This is a genomic window from Flavobacterium sp. SORGH_AS_0622, assembly GCF_030818825.1.
In the GTDB taxonomy this organism is placed as follows: domain Bacteria; phylum Bacteroidota; class Bacteroidia; order Flavobacteriales; family Flavobacteriaceae; genus Flavobacterium.
On the sequence record NZ_JAUTAX010000001.1, the window covers coordinates 703,958 to 720,311 of the forward strand.

Here is a 16,354-nt window from a genome sequence, read left to right on the forward strand (position 1 = left end):
GAACGGAGTTAATTGCGAAGATTTCTCTCCCGAAGCCTCGGGATCGAAATGACAAGATTCTGGTGATTATAAACGTAAAAGTTCTTCTGAAACCGTTTGCGTGAGGGATAGAAGTGGAAAGCCCACAGCCTGACGAAGGAAGTGCGAGGACTTGTAACGGATAGCCCGACCCGGAGGGGCACGCCCAAAATAAAAAACCGATACTTCTTTTAAAAAGTATCGGTTTGTATTTTAATGAAAATGATCTTCTTCAATCTCAAATTCTGCATCTTTTTCCCAGATTTCCATTTCGCAGGGTTTACAGTTGAATTTTAGTTTATATTCAAGTTCACCTTGTTTTAGTACCAATGGTTCCTTTACCTTAACACCCACTATATCTTTTTGATGTATCGGACATTTTTTTAATTCGTACTTGATGCAGTATTTGGTTGTCATTACACGAGATTTTCCTGGATCCCATTGTAATTCAAATGCTTTTTCGATTTCGGTAACACCGTGACGTTCGTAGAATTTACGAGCTGTTTTGTTTGAAACATTGTACATGAAATCTAATTTTGTTTCAGGATACGGATGTGACGTTTTTACCAATTGGTGTTCTTCGCGTTTGTAATTTGCCAAACGAATTTCGGTTAACTGATCGTAAACAGTTCTTCGCATTTCGTTGATTTTTGAAATAGGAAGGAACCAGTTTTGAGAAAACATAATATTGATTTCATTAGCAGTATAAGGTGTGAAACCTGTTTTTGCCAATTGTGTTTTTATATTTTCTTCGATTGATTCGCCTGTTTTAGTCTGTTCTTTTGGGTGTTCTAAAGTAACGGTGCTTACATTTCCGTCTTCATCGGTTGCGATTAATTCGAAACCAGTTTCTGTTTCAGTAAGTAATAAAGTGGTACTTAATTTACGAACCGCACTGTCTTCTCTTTCTACAATTTTGATGAAAGCGGCGTCGTTATTTCTATAGATGAAAGTTCCATCTTTAACTTCTTTTAAAACGTTTGGATATATTTTGCCGTTTTCGGCTTTGTTTACATAGATTCCGTCGGCTTCGTTGTTTTCATTGATGAAACAAAGCCCGTCACCGTTGTTTAGTAATTCGCCGTTTTCGATTTCGTATGCATTTCCAACAGTTCTGATCAATTTACCAATATACTGGCCTTTAGATTTTGGGCTTTCCCAAGAACCAATCGAGCTGTGTCTGTCGTTTACGAAATAATCAGTATAACCACGGTTGAAAGTTCTGCTTAGGGAAGAATCAAAAGTATACGTACAAGTTCCAGAAGAAGCTTTCATGTATTTTTCGCTTCCTGCTCCTTCTAAAAAGCTGTCTAGTTTTTGACGCAAGTAAGAAACGTTGTTTTTAACATAAACAACATCTTTTAATCTTCCTTCAATTTTAAAAGAAACAATTCCGGCTTCAATCAAATTCGGAATTTGTTCTGAAATATCTAAATCTTTTATCGAAAGTAAGTGACTGTTTCTAATTAAAGTTTCTCCGTTTCCGTCGATTAAGTTATACGGTAAACGACAGTTTTGCGCACAAGAACCACGGTTGGCGCTGCGTTCTCCGTTGGCTACACTCATATAACAATTCCCGCTGAATGAAACACATAAAGCTCCAGTTACGAAAAATTCTAACTCAACATCAGCATGATCGTAAATTGTTTTAATTTGGTGCAGGTTCAATTCACGTGCTAAAACCACACGTTTAATTCCAGCATCTTTAAGGAATTTAATTTTATCGGCATCACGATTATTGGCTTGTGTGCTGGCGTGAAGTACGATAGGAGGTAAGTCCATTTCCATAATCGCCATATCCTGAATAATCAGGGCATCGACACCAATATCGTATAATTCCCAAATCATGGAGCGACACGTTTCCAGTTCGTTATCGTACAATATGGTATTCATTACAACAAAAACCTGAGCATTAAATAAATGCGCATATTGTACCAAAGCCGCCACATCTTCAATAGAATTGTTGGCGTTAGAACGCGCACCAAACTGGGGTGCACCAATATAAACTGCATCGGCGCCACTGTTTATGGCGGCCATTCCTCCAATTAAATCTTTAGCAGGAGCTAATATTTCAATTTTCTTCTTCATTTTTAGAACTTTAGGCTTTTGTGGTATTCACGGAAAAAAGTTTGCAAAGTTCTTATAAATATTTCGAGTTTGCTAATGATGGAGGGATTTTTTTGAAATTGTTAGCATTTTAATAAAAACTAGGCATCAGACTTTTCAGTTTGACTTCCTAATATTTTTCCAAGTGCTAATAAGTAAATTATTATAATTATTAATGTAAAAATAAATCTAAAAATGTCAAAAATATAAAGATATGGAAGAGAAAGCAAAATTAGTATACAGAATATTTCTTTAATTTGGTTTTTATATTTCTTTCGATTTTCAATTAAAAGCTTCCTGTCAAAAATTGAAATCAAGAGTAAAATTAACAGAATTAATATCAAGGGAGATGTAATGCAAAAAGTTAGTCTTTTGTAGTAACTTGAAAAAGGGATAAACTTGAAATCCCAAATAGCATATGATATTGAGAAAATAGTTGCTGATAAAATAATAATTGAAAGTATTGTTTTAACTGTTTTTTGAAATTTCTCATAAAAATTTGAAATTTTAATATATGTTATAGAAATATTCTCTAAATCGTTATTAAAGATTGTAAATAAATCCCCTTTTATTCTTTTTCTATATATAAAGTTATTTGCAGTTTCAGAATGGAAAATTATGTGTGGATCGTTGTCAGATAGAGCTTGTTTTATTTCATTTATTTTTTCTAAGTCATTTACAATTGATAATCTGTAAAATTTGTAAGCTTCTTGCAATGTAATTGCTTCGATTTTACCTTCTTTATCATAAGAGATCACGTGTAGTTTTCCAGTAAATAGCTCTTCTGCTTTTGTTTTAATATCAACTTTTGTATAATAAATGTCTTTTATGGAATGACTAATATTATTTTGTTTATTTGAATTTGTCAAATAATGCCAATTATTTTGAAATTGTAAAACTGAAAAGCGTTTTTCTAATCCTAAATAAAAAATTATTCTATTTGAAAAAAAACCTAATAGAATTGAAAAAGAATAAATCGAAAATAACAAACTAATAGTTTGTATTATTCTGGTTTCAGAAATAAATAATGTTGGAAGCCTGTTTTCATAAATACAAGTAAATGTATCTGTTATGTCGGATGTCTTAAGATCGAATTCTATTTTAAAAGGAAGAAGAAGATTGCAAAAATGGATAGATAAACAAAAAGCGACTAACATTAATATGCTAGTTAGCATATTCCATAACAAACGTTCAAAAGTATTACCTGATTCGAAATGTTTGTTGAAATCACCTGAAAAAAAAGCTCTTCTAAATAATATTCCTGGAAATAAAAATACCATTATGTAAATAATGGTATTAAATGCAATGTTAATATTCACTTACGAATTAAATTGAAATAGTAATATTTTTTCCGTTTAATGTAATGTCTTTAGAGATAGAATCTTTCATTACCTCATCTATCGCCTTTTGAAATTTAACCTTATCTTCAGGTCTTTCAAGTAATTTCTCTAAATTTTCGTCATCACTTTTTATCATTAAATCATTGATAGTTTTAACTTGATCATAAAGCAACTTAAAAACGAAAAACATTTTAGTTGGTAAATCAAATAAATTATTCATAGTGTATCAATTATTTGTGTCAAATATATAATATCTATTTTATAAATGATGAAACTTAAAGTTAAATTTTTATTCATTATAAATAAGAATTTAAAAGTAAAAAAAAACTCTAATGAAAAACTACCCAGCCAGAAGACCGGATAGTTCTCAAAAAAAGCATGAATCAATCGATTAATTCGCTCTCATTTTAATTTGTGATAATGTGTTTTGAATACTGTTTAATTGTTTTGAAACAACTGAAACTTGGCTGTATTCAAGATGGTTTTCTTCGAGTGCCATTTTGTATTTTTCAATTGCAGCTTCTTCACCTGTAACGCAAGCATTAATGATAGCTTCTGTATCTCCTCCTGTAAATGATGATTTAATATCAATCCATGCACGATGTAAGGCTCCTAATGGTCCACCGCCAGAAGTATCTGTTGATTTTCCTAATTTATTGATCTCATCTTGTAATTCAACAATAAATAAAGCTCTTTCTCTAGCATATTCTAGAAAGTCAGTTTTCATTGCTGGATTTTCTACGTGCTCTGCAGCGTTGGTATATCCTAATTTTCCGTCTTCAAGAATTGAAATTAATCCTTCTAAAGTTTTAACTGCTTCTTTTGTGGTTTCATCTGTATGTATCATGACTAATAGTTTTTAAATTAATACATTACAAAGTTGGGAAAATATAAAGCGTCTGTTTTACAGGATTATAGCTGAGGTTTTACAATATTGTGGAATGGGAATTTTGAAAGTTATATTTTTTCGATTTTTACAAATTAGCAGATGTTGTAACCAAAAAATGACTTACGTCGTCAAAAGGTTATCAATCATTAATCAATAAAAAAATGAAATCATTATTACAATACGTTCTCGCTTTATTTTTAGTTTTCAGTTCGAGTGTTTTTTCTCAAAAACTAGAGGCTAAAATTGATAGTATTATAACTGCAAAATTTAAACCTGAAATTCCCGGAGCTGTTTTTTTGGCTGCAAAAAACGGAAAAGTGGTATACAGAAAAGCATTTGGAATGGCAGATTTGGAACTGAATGTTAAAATGAAACCAGAGTTTATTTTTGAAATAGGTTCAATTACTAAACAGTTTACAGCCATTTCTGTTTTAATGCTGGCGGAGCAAGGGAAACTCAATTTGAACGATGAAATCACAAAATTTATTCCAGATTATCCAACAAATGGAAATGTAATTAAAATACATCATTTGCTTACTCATACTTCTGGAATTAAAGATTTTACAAGTATGAAATCTGTAAAAAATATTGCCAGAGAAGATTTGTCCCCAAAAGAATTGGTAGACTTTTTTAAAGATGAACCAATTGATTTTAAGCCTGGAGAACAATATAAGTATTGCAATTCTGGATATGTCCTTTTAGGTTATATTATCGAAATTGTATCGGGACAAACATATCGTGATTTTATAAGTGAATGCATTTTCAGGAAAATAGGAATGAATAATACTTTATATGCTAGTCATGAGAGAATAATTAAAAACAGGGTTTCAGGTTACCGTGATAAACAAAGTTATGTAAATAAAAATTATATTAGTTTTTCTATTCCTTATGCAACGGGTGCAATAATGTCTAATGTAGATGATATGCTAAAATGGCAAAATGCTCTTAATAAGAATGTATTACTAAGTTCTGAATTTACTGAAAAAGCTTTTACTAATTATCAATTAAATAATGGGACAAAGATTGATTATGGATATGGCTGGCACTTAGAAAAAATAAAAGATAAAGTCGTGCGCGAACATGGAGGAAGTATTTTTGGTTTTAAATCGATGGGGATTTACGAACCTTCTGAACAAATTTATGTTATTGGTTTGAGTAATTGTGAATGTAATTCTCCAACTTTAATTACAACAGCTGTTGCTTCACTTTTAATAGATTAAAATTAAAAAGGGTATTTTAAAAAAATACCCTTTTTAATTTTTTACTTATGAGATAGTATATTAAGCAGTCAAAGCTTCTTTGATTCTGCGTAATGCTTCTTTTAAAATGTCGTCGCTTGTTGCGTAAGAGAAACGAATACAATTTGGATTTCCGAAAGCGTCTCCAGTAACAGTTGCCACGTTTGCTTCTGCTAAAAGATACATCGAAACATCGTTTGCATCTTTAATCTCAGTTCCTTTTAAAGTTTTTCCGAAGAAAGAAGAAACATCTGGGAAAACGTAAAATGCACCTTCTGGAACGTTGATTTTAATTCCTGGAATTTCTTTTAGTAATCCAACAACTAAATCTCTACGTGTGTGGAAAGCTTGAACCATGTGGTTTAATACACTTGGATCTGCGTCTACAGCTGTAATTGTAGCACGTTGAGCCACAGAATTTGCTCCTGATGTTACTTGCCCCTGAATTTTTGTACACGCTTTTGCAATGAATTCTGGGGCACCTATGTAACCAATTCTGTAACCTGTCATAGCAAATGCTTTTGCTACTCCGTTTACAGTAATTGTTCTGTCTAACATTCCTGGAATTGAACCGATACTGCAGAAAGTTCCCGAGAAATTGATGTGCTCATAAATCTCATCGGCAACTACATATATATTTGGGTGTTTTTCTAAAACTTTTGCTAGAGCTGTTAATTCTTCTCTGCTGTACACAGATCCTGAAGGGTTACAAGGAGAAGAGAACCACATCATTTTTGTTTTTGGTGTGATAGCAGCTTCTAATTGCTCTGGTGTAATTTTGAAATCTGTTTCTACAGATGTTGGAACTTCAACTGGAACTCCGCCAGAAAGTTTTACGATTTCGAAATAAGAAACCCAGTATGGTGCTGGTAAAATAACTTCGTCACCATCATTTAACATTACTTGTGCAATGTTGTATAAAGATTGTTTTGCTCCTGTAGAAACTACGATTTGAGTTGGTTTATAATCTAATCCGTTGTCTCTTTTGAATTTTCTGCAGATTGCTTCTCTCAATTCTAAATAACCTTCTACTGGAGAATATGTGCTGTAATTTTCGTCGACTGCCTTTTTTACTGCTTCTTTAATGAAGTCTGGTGTATTAAAGTCAGGTTCACCTAAACTTAAACTGATAATGTCTTTTCCCTGCGCTTTTAATTCGCGTGCCAAAGCAGCCATTGCTAAAGTTTGTGATGTCGCAAGGTTGTTAATTCTGTCTGAAAGAATATGGTTCATTATAAAAATTTTGAATGTCCTTAATTTCAACTTTAATTAAGGAAGGTTAATTATTAATAGATTTTTTAGTTTAAACAGATAATTCAGGCTTCATTCCTAATTCACGTAAATGCTTAAAGTGAGCTACAATAGCACTTCGCATTGTTTTGTACTCATAATATGGCAGGTTGCACTCTTTTGCAGTTTCCTTTACGATTTTTGCGATTTTACCATAGTGAATGTGACTGATATTCGGAAAAATATGATGTTCGATTTGGTGATTTAATCCACCTGTGTACCAGTTTACAATTGCATTTTTTGGTGCAAAATTAGTTGTAGTATACAATTGGTGAACAGCCCATGTATTGTCCATTTCTCCTAATTCATTTGGAGAGGGATTTGTTGTATGATCTACAACGTGTGCCAATTGAAATACAACACTAAGAATTAATCCAGCTGTATAATGCATTACAAAAAAGCCAATTAGCACTTTCCACCAAGTAATTCCAATTACCATTGGTAAAACAATCCAAATTGAAATATAAATAAGTTTAGTGATGATCAAAGTTGTCCAAAGAATTTTTGGGCTTTTTGGTTCTCCGTAAGATAATTTTCTTTTCAGATAATTTCTCATTTGCTTAAAATCGGTTGTGATTGCCCAATTGAAAGTCAATAAACCGTATAAGAAAACAGAATAATAATGTTGAAAACGGTGAAAACTATGCCATTCTGCATGTTCTGTAAAACGAATAATTCTTCCAGCGTCTAAATCTTCGTCGTGTCCAGGTATATTAGTATAAGTATGGTGAAGTACATTATGTTGTACCTGCCAGTTGTAAACATTTCCAGCAAGAACATAAATGGTTCCTCCCATAAATTTATTGATCCAGCTTTTATTCGAATAGGAACCGTGATTTCCATCGTGCATTACATTCATTCCAACTCCAGCCATTCCGATACCAATTACGATTGATAAAAGAAGCATTACCCAAAAAGGCATGTCTAATGTAAGGATTAAAAAATACGGAGTTAAAAAAACTGCGAATAGAATAACGGCTTTTAAGTGTAACTTCCAGTTTCCAGTTTTCTGAATGTTGTTTTCCTTAAAGTAATTGTTTACCCGTGAGTTAAGTGTCCTGAAAAATTTCAGATTGTCTTGCCTTGCAAATGTAGGTGCAGTGTTATTCATAATTATTTTAAATAGTTTTCAAAGGTAATTATTATAAATTCTCAATTTGCAAAATTGAGTTAAATATTTCAATCGTAAAGTAGTACTTTTGTTAAAAATTTACAGCAATGGATGAGATATTGAAATATTTTCCAAATTTGACCGATCTTCAAATCGAACAATTTCAAAAATTAGACTTTTTATACCACGATTGGAATGAGAAAATCAATGTGATTTCTCGTAAAGATATTGATTCATTATATACAAAACATATTTTGCATTCATTAGGAATTGCAAAAATTATGAAGTTTGAACCTGGGGCAACTGTTCTTGATGTTGGAACTGGCGGCGGTTTTCCTGGAATTCCGTTAGCGATACTTTTTCCGGAAACTCGTTTTTATTTAATTGATGTTATCGCTAAAAAAATAAAAGTAGTTCAAGGTGTTGTTGATGCATTAGAACTAAAAAATGTAAAAGCAGAACAAAAACGTGCAGAATTGGTAAAAGGAGATTTCGATTTTATAGTGAGCCGAGCGGTAACTAATATGCCTGATTTTGTATCTTGGATAAAAGACAAAATCAAAAAACAGCATAAACACACTTTGAAAAATGGAATTCTATATTTAAAAGGTGGTGATTTAGCCGAAGAATTAAAAGATTTCCCAAATGCAACTTTATACGATTTGGCTGCAATATTTGATGATGAATTTTTTGAAACCAAAAAGGTGGTGCATCTTCCTTTAAAATTCAAACCATAAATGAATAAAAACAATAACCCGCAAAGAATTCTTTACGGGTTATTTTTTGAATTAATAGTTGTTACTACTAAGATGCTTTTCTAGAAAAATCTAAAAAAGGATTTGCTTTAAGATCTAGGTTATCTATAAAATTATGAATTGCATTTTCTGATGCTTCATTGCTATATTTAAATTCTGAATCAAAGAAAAACTCACGAGAGATTACAGGCTCATTTGATGAATTGTATACAGCTTCATCTGTTTCATCCAAAGTTGTGTTTCTGTAAGTGCATGGATGGGTTTGTGCTAATGTTGTAATAGTTTGGCTTAACCAGTTGTCAAATTTTTTCTTCTTTGGAGTAATATGGCGGGCCAATAAAACTAGACCTACAAGTTCATTTTGTAAAAAATAAGAACCTTTTCTGTATCTCACATCAATCATTCTTACATTCATTAGTGCAATCCATAGAGCACCATTTACTGCACCTGTGGCTGAAATTTCCAAATCTGTATCAAACAATAAAGGATTAGTTTGCTCACGATTGCTTATAGAACACCAAAGAGCTTCAATACGCTTCTGTGTATCACACGTTGCTTGAGTGTAACCTGTAAAACGCCAATAAACCCATTCTAATAACGCAGCAGTTAATCCGATTGAACCTTTATGATTAATTTGCATTAAAGTATTTTCTAAATCTTCATTTCCTTCAATTGGATCTAATAACTGATCGATTTTCTTTTTTGTCCATTTAAAATCAATAGGGTGTCCAATACTTTTTGAGTCCATTATTACTTTAGGAACATTGTTTAAATTTCTCATATCTTTTTTTTCTTTTACTTAAACTTGAATTTATTGGGACAAATTTAAAGGGGTCGGTATTTAAAAAAAGGCACAAGAAGTTTTAAAAGTATTAAAATAAGCTTTTTGCAATCTCTACTTTGTTGAAAATCAACATTATAAAAAAAGTACTACAAAATGTAATTGTAAGTCAATTGTGAACATCCTAACTAAAAAAACAAAAGCTGAACATTTTTAAATGGTTCAGCTTTTGGTAATATTTAAATATAAGATTTATTATCCTAAGAATGGGTATCTGTAATCTTCTGGAGTTACAAAAGTTTCTTTGATAGTTCGTGGAGAAGCCCAACGTAATAAGTTCAATGCAGAACCTGCTTTATCGTTAGTTCCAGATGCTCTTGCACCTCCAAAAGGCTGCATTCCTACAACAGCTCCAGTTGGTTTATCATTAATGTAGAAGTTACCAGCAGCATTTTGCAATTTCGTTGTTGCTACTTCAATAGCATAACGATCTTGGCTAAATACAGCTCCAGTTAAAGCATATTCAGAAGTAGTATCAACTAATTCTAAAGTCTCTTCCCATTTTGCATCTTCGTAAACATAGATCGTAATTACTGGTCCGAATAATTCGGTTTCCATTGTAGTATATTTTGGATTTGTAGTTACAATAACAGTTGGTTCAATAAAGTATCCAACAGATTTATCGTAATTTCCACCAACAATGATTTCAGCGTCAGCATCTTTTTTAGCTTGGTCGATATAACTAGCTAATTTATCAAAAGAACCTTCGTGGATAACTGCTGTAATGAAGTTTCCAAAATCTTCTGGAGAACCCATTTTCATAGATTTTACGTCAGCAATTAATTGTTCTTTTACAGCTGGCCATAAACTTTGCGGAATATAAGCTCTTGAAGCTGCAGAACATTTTTGACCTTGGAATTCAAATGCACCACGAGTAATTCCTGTAGCAACTTGTTTTACGTTTGCGCTTGGGTGTGCAATGATGAAATCTTTACCACCTGTTTCACCAACGATTCTTGGGTAAGTTTTATAATTTTGGATGTTTGCACCAATTTTAGCCCAAATATCTTTAAATACATGAGTAGATCCTGTAAAGTGAACACCAGCAAAATCACGGCTAGCTAAAACAGTATCTGTAATCATTAAAGCATCTCCAAAAACTACGTTGATAACTCCGTCAGGAACACCAGCTTCTTTGAAAACATCGATGATGATTTTTGCAGAAAACACCTGGCTGTCACTTGGTTTCCAAACCACAACGTTACCCATCATTGCAGCACTTGCCGGAAGGTTTGCCGCAATAGCAGTAAAGTTAAATGGAGTAATTGCATAAATAAAACCTTCTAAAGGTCTGTATTCTACACGGTTCCAAACAGTAGAATCTGATTTTGGCTGATCGTTGTAGATTTGAGTCATAAACTCAACATTGTAACGTAAAAAGTCAATTAATTCGCAAGATGCGTCGATTTCTGCTTGGTGAATATTTTTAGATTGACCAATCATTGTAGCTGCGTTGATACGAGCTCTGTATGGTCCTGCGATAAGTTCTGCAGCTTTTAAGAAAATAGCAGCACGTTGTTCCCATGCCATGTTTGCCCAAGCATGTCTTGCTTCAAGTGCATTAGCAATCGCTTTTTCTATATGTTGTTTTTCAGCTAAATGATATTTTCCAACGATGTGTTTGTGATCATGTGGCGCTGTGATATTTTTTGTGTTTCCAGTTCTGATTTCTTCGCTTCCAATATATAAAGGAACGTCAATTTGAGAATTCCACAATGTGGTATACGCAGCTTGAACAGCTGCCTTTTCTGGCGAGTTCGGTGCGTATCCTTTTACAGGCTCGTTTACCGCTTTTGGTACATGAAAAAATCCTTTAAGCATGTTATTTAAAATTAGATTATTAGATAATTTAAGTTAGACGATTTGAGTTTTGTTACGAATAATCTAACGCTGCACAAAAGTACAAAGGATAAATTAATAAATTGATAATTTTATGATTAAGATAACGATAAAAAAGACAGAAGTAAAGTATGTCTTAATTTAGAGCAAAAGGAGCACACATTCTAAAAGTAGGAACTATTACTTTAAATGTTTTTGTTGTAGTAAAATTGATCATATTAAAATGACCTTTCATTGCACCGTAAGGAGATGATAATAAACAGCCTGAGCTATAAGTATGGTTTTCGCCTGGTTTTAAAACTGGTTTTTTGCCAATTACACCTTCACCATCTACAACTTCTAGATCGTTTAGAGAATCAAAAATTTCCCAGTGACGTGAAGTTAATTGTACCGAATCTTTACTATGATTTTCGATTGTAACTACATAACTAAAGGCAAAGTGAATCTTATAGTTTTTGAAGTAAGTACCTTCAAAACTAGTTAAAACCGATATTTTTATGCCTCGTGTTATTTGAGAAACCATACTAACCTAGTAAATCTGTGTGCGTTATAGGTACAAAGCTACGAAAAAAATCTATGAATCCTAAAACCTTAACAATGTTTTAATTAACGATGTTTATTGAGTTTGCGTTTCCTTTTCCAATAACTCGCTGGTAACGATCTGTTGCTTCTTTATAATAAACCAGAATTGTGTACTCGTTTTCAGTTTGATAAAAGTTTCCGTCTATAGCATTTTCATAATCGATAACACCCTTTTTATCAGCAACCGTATACTGAAAATTAGTAAATCCCTGCTTGATCATAACAGCTTTTTCAAAAACGCCTTTATCAGTATTATAATCCATTTTATATTCTGGAGAAAGACTATAATTATTAAACATTCCAGTAATATAGATGTCTTTGTTTAGTCGAAAGGCAGGTGCAGAAAGTGAGAAATAAACCCAGGCATAATCTGCTTCAATGTCATTATTAGAACCATTAATGTTCTTAACAACAAAATTTCCGTTTACATCTTCATAATTGGTGTAAATCTGGTTTCCTCGTGCTTGATTCGTATACAAATAGGCATTATAAATATCATTATTGGCACCTACACGGCCCACATTATTATTTGCGGCACGAATATCTTTGTTTTCAAAATATAAAAATTCATTCCCGCCCCAAAATTGAGTTTCCGCATCATATTTATAAACCAATTGATTTCCAATTGTGTATTGCGGAACGATATTTTTAATGGCTGTATTGAAATTACCATTCTGTAATAAAAGAACCTTTACATTTTGTGTTGGAGTTTGAAAAGTAATGTCATTTGAAGCAATAGAAAAATCGAGATTCTGTTTGTAATCAATGTTGCTAAGGTTTCTACTTCTTTTTACTTGAGCGGCAACAGTACAATGCGAATCGTATAAAATAAATTTTCTCGAAAAAACAACTTCTTTATCTTCATTTAAAATCTTCAAAATATAATTTCCCGACAAGCGTATTTGTGTGGTAAATTGATTAGGGAAGGGAAGACGGTAATGAGAATAAACCTGAAGCGTATTAAAAGAATTGGAATAATCTGTAATTCTTTGATTGTCAAAACCGCGAATATAATCTGTTTTAGGAATATCAGTTGGTTTCCAATTATAATCGCAATGCGTAACTTCAAAATAATAATTGGCTTCATTTCCAAACAAATCATCAAATTGAAATTCAAATGTCGATCCTAATTCAAAAATCGGAACTACATTACTGCCATTTTGGACAAAAGTAACCGTTTTAATATTATAAGGAGGAACGACTTCAGTTTGTGTTTCCTGTGCTTTCGCGAATGTAAAAATAAAAAGCGCAATTAAGCTTTGATATAAAAATTTTGGCATCTTATTACGTTGTAAGATTGTAAATATAAGAATTTTATTAAACGAAAGAAGATGCCATTTATTGGATTGAGAATTTTAAGAATTCAGAATGTAATCTAAATTAGCTTCAATCTCATCGTTAATGTAACTTTCTTCTAAAAGGGAATCAGACAGCAGTTTCTTGTTCTCCTGTAGTTTGATTATTTTTTCTTCAACTGTATTTTTCGAAATAAATCGAATTACATTTACTTTATTCAACTGCCCTATACGATGCGCTCTGCCGACTCCCTGCTTTTCAGCAAAAGGATTCCACCATGGATCTAAGAATAAAACATATGACGCTTTCGTAATATTCAAGCCAACACCGCCGGCTTTAAGCGAAATGAAAAACAACAAAGGATTTTCTTTTTCCTGAAATAAATTGACCTGCTGCTCTCTTTTACTCGCAGGAGTTTCGCCTGTAATTTCACAATAATCTATTTTGTTTTCTTTGCACCAATCGGTATAAAAACTCAAATTGGTAACAAACGAACTGAAAATGATTACTTTTTGTTTTGCTTTTACTAAATTCTCCAGATAATTGGTAGCCGCGATGTATTTTCCAGAATCAATTTCCGAGTCTTTATCTACCATTTTTGGGTGATTGCTCAGCTGTCTCAACTTCATCAATGTATTGATAATGCTAATTTTATCTGGACTTGATCCATCTGTTTTTAGTAAAAAGTTACGCGCTTTAGATTTTTCTTTTTCGTATAATTTTTCCTGTTCCGGATCCATGTCGCAGTAATAAATCTGTTCTGATAATTCTGGTAAATCCTTTAAAACTTGTTCTTTGGTTCGTCTCAAAATGTAAGGCTGAACGAGATTTTTCAATTCAGATAAAACTTCTTCATTTTGTTTTTTCTCAATCGGGATTTTAAAATTTTCTGCGAAAAAATTATAAGTTCCCAAAACATCTGGATTTATAAACTGCATCTGAGACCATAAATCGTCAAGCGAATTTTCGATAGGAGTACCGCTTAATGCAATTTTGTGAGCTGTGCTTATTTTGTTTATCGCTTTAAAAATTTTAGAGTTTTTGTTTTTAATGTATTGACTTTCGTCTAAAATTAAATAGCGGAAATCGTATTTCTCTAAAATTGCAATATCGCGATATATGATGCTGTAACTTGTAAAAATTAAATCGGTCGACGCTAATCTATGCGCTAATTGTTTTCTGTCATTACCCACATACTGCATTTTTGAAAAATGCGGTGTAAATTTTCCCGCTTCGTTGTACCAGTTAAAAACCAATGAAGAAGGTAAAACGATAAGAGTTTTTAGCGGTTCTCTTTCGATTGTCGTTTCATTGGCAAACAAATCAAAATTCGTAGTTTTTGTGGTAAATCCTAATTGCTCTTGCACAGCAACCAAAACGGCTAAAGTCTGTAAAGTCTTTCCAAGTCCCATATCATCGGCTAGGCAGGCGCCTAAATTCGAATTGAAATGCCCCAAAAGCCATTTTACCCCATCAATTTGATACGGTCTTAAAGTTGCCTTTAACAAATCTGAAGATTTATATTCGGCCTTGTAAGTCACATCGTCTTTAATTTCTGGAATTGCATCCAAAGCAGTAAAATTACTTTTACGCAAAAGAAGATTTCCATTTTCTGTTTTAGCCAATTTAGCCAGAGAACTGTATTTGCTGAACCATTCTAAAGGAATCAGAAAATAATTTCCGTCGGGTAGTAAAAAGAGTCTTTCTTTGCTTTTTATATTCGGAATAATTTCGCTGAAATTGATCTTATAATTCCCAATTGTAATGATTATTTTAATGTCAAACCAATCTCCATTGGTATCTTTAGATGCCGAAACAATATGGTTTTCTGTAATGATTTCTTTGCTTTCGACTTTTAAATTCTGAATTGTAAATCCGAGATTTTCAAGTTCTTCTTTATGATCGATAACAAATTGAATATTCAGAAAAGGATCAGGATTTTCGATTTCTGAATTCAATCCGTAGAATTCATTTTTAATTACACTTAAACCGAGTTCTTCTAATTTTTTGGTATAAAAAGTCTCTTCTGTACTTCTTTTAAATTGAATAATTTTAGGCTGATTGGCGATGCTAAAATCAACAAACGAATGTGTTTTTTTTGTTTTGGAAGCATCAAAGCAATAGCCGTCATAATCAAAATAAAGATTAAGATAATAACAGTTTTTAAAGAAGTCGTGAACGGGCTGGATCGTGCACGAAATAATTTTATCGCGATTTTCGACTTCAAAACCAGTTGCTTCAATATCTATTTTTTTAGCTATTTCTGGAATAAAACTTTTAAAGTAATCGTCAACTAATTTTGATGGAATTTCAATTGAATTTTTCTTTAAAAAAGGCATTAGTTTTTTAGCATTAAGCTCTTTTAACTGCCCCAGTTTTTTATTGACAACCAACCAGCCCGGCTCGTCCAAAAGAATATCAATATTGTTATTCATTGGTAAAAAAGCCGTTTCGTTTTCTTTTAAGGAAAGGGTGTAGGTAATGCCTTCAGGGTGTTTGTCGAATTGAATTTGAGGTTCGAAAATCAAAGGATTAACAGCAACTCTTGAGCGATAAAAATCCTTTTCAGGTCCGATGTTAAGAGACAGTGGAAATTGTTCTTGAACTATCAGATTATAAAATGAACTTAAATGGAATTTTAAATGCTGACGGATCGCAAAATCAATTTTAGAATCTTTTTGAAGATCAGCAATTGTCTTTGCCGATTTTATTTTAGCGCTAAATTTTTTAAAAATGAATTCAGGTTTTAAAGATTCGCAGGCTGTAAGTATCTTTTTGGTATTAGAATCTAAATCTTCAAAAGCAATTCCGAAACTTTCTATAACTCCAGTGGTCGCTTTCTTGTTTAAATATTTGATTTCATCGGTATCTTCAACGATATAAGCTGTTGGAAGAAATGTATTCAGATTTTTTTCAAAGCTGATGTCAAAGCAAAATTGAAATGATTTTGTAGGTTTCAAGATTTCAGGTTTGGTTGGGTTGTATTTTTGTAAAGGCTTATAAAAGTAAAAAGTTTTCAAATTATTGCTATTTTGAAAACTTTTTAAAT

13 protein-coding genes are annotated in these 16,354 nt (G+C 32.3%); 2 read left to right on the plus strand and 11 right to left on the minus strand.

The window, feature by feature from the left end:
• Positions 1-231: 231 nt before the first annotated feature.
• The 4 genes from QE431_RS03055 to QE431_RS03070 all read right to left on the minus strand — a co-directional run bounded on the left by QE431_RS03055 (position 232) and on the right by QE431_RS03070 (position 4,311).
• Positions 232-2,106, minus strand: a complete 1,875-nt coding sequence (locus QE431_RS03055) for a U32 family peptidase (protein WP_134139411.1) — start codon at positions 2,104-2,106, stop codon at positions 232-234.
• Between the two features lie 119 nt (positions 2,107-2,225).
• Entirely contained in the window at positions 2,226-3,443 is a 1,218-nt protein-coding gene (locus QE431_RS03060) for a hypothetical protein (RefSeq protein ID WP_307292408.1), read from the minus strand.
• A 7-nt stretch (positions 3,444-3,450) separates the two neighbouring features.
• Complete coding sequence (locus QE431_RS03065; protein WP_307292411.1) at positions 3,451-3,684, minus strand: hypothetical protein; 234 nt, start codon at positions 3,682-3,684, stop codon at positions 3,451-3,453.
• Positions 3,685-3,855: 171 nt separating this feature from the next.
• The gene (locus QE431_RS03070; protein ID WP_057117264.1) at positions 3,856-4,311 is read right to left on the minus strand and encodes a PA2169 family four-helix-bundle protein; all 456 of its coding nucleotides are present in this window, start codon (positions 4,309-4,311) and stop codon (positions 3,856-3,858) included.
• Between the two features lie 203 nt (positions 4,312-4,514).
• On the opposite strand from QE431_RS03070, the gene QE431_RS03075 reads away from it, so the two are divergent.
• On the plus strand, positions 4,515-5,573 hold the full coding sequence (locus QE431_RS03075; RefSeq protein ID WP_307292415.1) for a serine hydrolase: 1,059 nt from the start codon (positions 4,515-4,517) through the stop codon (positions 5,571-5,573).
• 60 nt (positions 5,574-5,633) lie between these two features.
• Here the strand turns inward: QE431_RS03075 and QE431_RS03080 are convergent, their stop codons facing one another.
• Both QE431_RS03080 and QE431_RS03085 read right to left on the minus strand, forming a co-directional pair.
• A complete protein-coding gene (locus QE431_RS03080; protein ID WP_057117259.1) occupies positions 5,634-6,824 on the minus strand; it encodes a pyridoxal phosphate-dependent aminotransferase in 1,191 nt (396 codons plus the stop codon).
• 70 nt (positions 6,825-6,894) lie between these two features.
• The gene (locus QE431_RS03085) at positions 6,895-7,992 is read right to left on the minus strand and encodes an acyl-CoA desaturase (protein ID WP_057117256.1); all 1,098 of its coding nucleotides are present in this window, start codon (positions 7,990-7,992) and stop codon (positions 6,895-6,897) included.
• A 107-nt stretch (positions 7,993-8,099) separates the two neighbouring features.
• Between QE431_RS03085 and rsmG the strand changes: the two genes are divergently transcribed.
• Positions 8,100-8,729: a 16S rRNA (guanine(527)-N(7))-methyltransferase RsmG gene (gene rsmG / locus QE431_RS03090; RefSeq protein ID WP_057117253.1), complete on the plus strand. Its 630-nt coding sequence runs from the start codon at positions 8,100-8,102 to the stop codon at positions 8,727-8,729.
• A 67-nt stretch (positions 8,730-8,796) separates the two neighbouring features.
• Here rsmG and QE431_RS03095 read toward each other — a convergent pair whose 3' ends face one another.
• From QE431_RS03095 to QE431_RS03115, 5 genes are all read right to left on the minus strand, one after another.
• Positions 8,797-9,528 (minus strand): hypothetical protein, encoded by a 732-nt coding sequence (locus QE431_RS03095; RefSeq protein ID WP_307292419.1) that lies wholly within the window; start codon positions 9,526-9,528, stop codon positions 8,797-8,799.
• A 255-nt stretch (positions 9,529-9,783) separates the two neighbouring features.
• The gene (gene pruA, locus QE431_RS03100; RefSeq protein ID WP_057117247.1) at positions 9,784-11,409 is read right to left on the minus strand and encodes an L-glutamate gamma-semialdehyde dehydrogenase; all 1,626 of its coding nucleotides are present in this window, start codon (positions 11,407-11,409) and stop codon (positions 9,784-9,786) included.
• 154 nt (positions 11,410-11,563) lie between these two features.
• Positions 11,564-11,950 carry a Co2+/Mg2+ efflux protein ApaG gene (gene apaG, locus QE431_RS03105; protein WP_008467225.1) on the minus strand — a complete coding sequence of 129 codons (387 nt, stop codon included), beginning with the start codon at positions 11,948-11,950 and terminating at the stop codon, positions 11,564-11,566.
• A 79-nt stretch (positions 11,951-12,029) separates the two neighbouring features.
• Positions 12,030-13,289 (minus strand): DUF5103 domain-containing protein, encoded by a 1,260-nt coding sequence (locus QE431_RS03110; RefSeq protein ID WP_057117245.1) that lies wholly within the window; start codon positions 13,287-13,289, stop codon positions 12,030-12,032.
• 75 nt (positions 13,290-13,364) lie between these two features.
• Positions 13,365-16,325, minus strand: a complete 2,961-nt coding sequence (locus tag QE431_RS03115) for a DEAD/DEAH box helicase (protein ID WP_307292476.1) — start codon at positions 16,323-16,325, stop codon at positions 13,365-13,367.
• Between the last annotated feature and the right edge of the window lie 29 nt (positions 16,326-16,354).